General features: G+C 72.2%; 2 protein-coding genes. Both read left to right on the top strand.

Translation table 11 applies throughout. The annotated features are described in order from the left end of the window. The first annotated feature begins 53 nt into the window (after positions 1-53). Positions 54-788, top strand: a complete 735-nt coding sequence (gene priA / locus U9980_RS23620; RefSeq protein ID WP_322747360.1) for a bifunctional 1-(5-phosphoribosyl)-5-((5-phosphoribosylamino)methylideneamino)imidazole-4-carboxamide isomerase/phosphoribosylanthranilate isomerase PriA — start codon at positions 54-56, stop codon at positions 786-788. Between the two features lie 13 nt (positions 789-801). Continuing rightward, positions 802-1,566 (top strand): imidazole glycerol phosphate synthase subunit HisF, encoded by a 765-nt coding sequence (hisF, locus tag U9980_RS23615; protein ID WP_322769947.1) that lies wholly within the window; start codon positions 802-804, stop codon positions 1,564-1,566. Position 1,567: the final 1 nt, after the last annotated feature.

The raw sequence follows: 1,567 nt of genomic DNA, 5'->3' as shown, positions 1-1,567 counted from the left end.
GGGACGTAGGCGGCCGGGGTGCGGCTGGTGGGCCACCCCGTAGGGTGTGCCATGTGACGCTGATCCTCCTGCCCGCCGTGGATGTCGCAGACGGCCGGGCCGTCCGGCTGGTCCGAGGCGAGGCCGGTTCCGAGACGTCCTACGGCGACCCGCGCGAGGCGGCCCTTGCCTGGCAGCGCGACGGCGCCGAGTGGATCCACCTTGTCGACCTTGATGCGGCGTTCGGCCGTGGCTCGAACCGTGGGCTGATCGCCGAGGTGGTCCGGTCGGTCGACGTGGCGGTGGAGCTCTCCGGCGGTATCCGCGACGACGATTCGTTGGACGCGGCACTGGCGACCGGCGCGGCCCGGGTCAACATCGGCACGGCCGCGTTGGAGAACCCCGACTGGGTGCGTTCCGCGATCGGCCGGGTCGCCGACAAGATTGCCGTCGGTCTCGACGTCCGCGGCACGATCCTGTCCGCCCGTGGGTGGACCCGTGACGGTGGCGAACTGTTCGACGTCCTGGCCCGCCTGGATGCCGACGGCTGCGCCCGGTACGTGGTGACCGATGTTCATCGTGACGGCACCCTCACCGGGCCCAACCTGGACCTGCTGGCCGCCGTCACCGCGGCGACGTCACGGCCCGTGATCGCCAGTGGCGGGGTGTCGTCCCTGGCCGACCTGGCCGCGATCGCGGGTGTGGCGGGCGTCGAGGGCGCCATCGTCGGCAAGGCCCTCTACGCCGGGGCGTTCACCCTGCCCGAGGCGTTGGCGGTCGCGGCGGGCCGGCCCGCGCCCATCCGATGAGCGGGTCCATCCGATGACCGTCGCGGTCCGGGTGATCCCCTGCCTGGATGTCGACGCGGGCCGGGTCGTCAAGGGTGTGAACTTCACCGACCTGCGGGACGCCGGCGACCCGGTGGAGATGGCGAAGCTGTACGACGCCGAGGGCGCCGACGAGCTGACCTTCCTCGACATCACCGCGTCCAGCGGGAACCGGGAGACCACCTACGACGTGGTCCGGCGCACCGCCGAGCAGGTGTTCATCCCCCTGACCGTCGGAGGCGGGATACGGACACCCGACGACGTCGACCGGCTTCTGCGGGCGGGAGCGGACAAGGTCGGTGTCAACACCGCCGCGGTCGCCCACCCCGAGCTGATCCGCGAGTGCGCGCTGCGGTTCGGCAGCCAGTGCATCGTGCTGTCGGTGGATGCCCGACGCGGCCACGAACCGGGCGGCCCGCGGTTCGAGGTGACGACCCACGGCGGGCGTCACGGTACCGGCATCGACGCGGTTGCCTGGGCGGCACGGGCGGTGGAGCTCGGTGCCGGGGAGATCCTGCTCAACTCGATGGACGCGGACGGGACACGGGACGGCTACGACCTGGAGATGATCGGGGCCGTCCGCGCGATTGTGGACGTGCCCGTGATCGCCAGTGGCGGGGCCGGGTCGCTCGCCCACTTCCCCCCGGCTGTTGCCGCGGGTGCGGACGCGGTGCTTGCCGCGAGCGTCTTCCACTTCGGTCACCTGCGCATCGGTCACGTCAAGGACGCGTTGCGGGCCGCCGCCCTACCTGTTCGCTGAG

The organism is Protofrankia sp. Cr1, from assembly GCF_963555865.1.
GTDB lineage: Bacteria > Actinomycetota > Actinomycetes > Frankiales > Frankiaceae > Protofrankia.
Note: the sequence above shows the minus strand (reverse complement) of the source record. Positions and strands in the feature narration are given on the sequence as shown.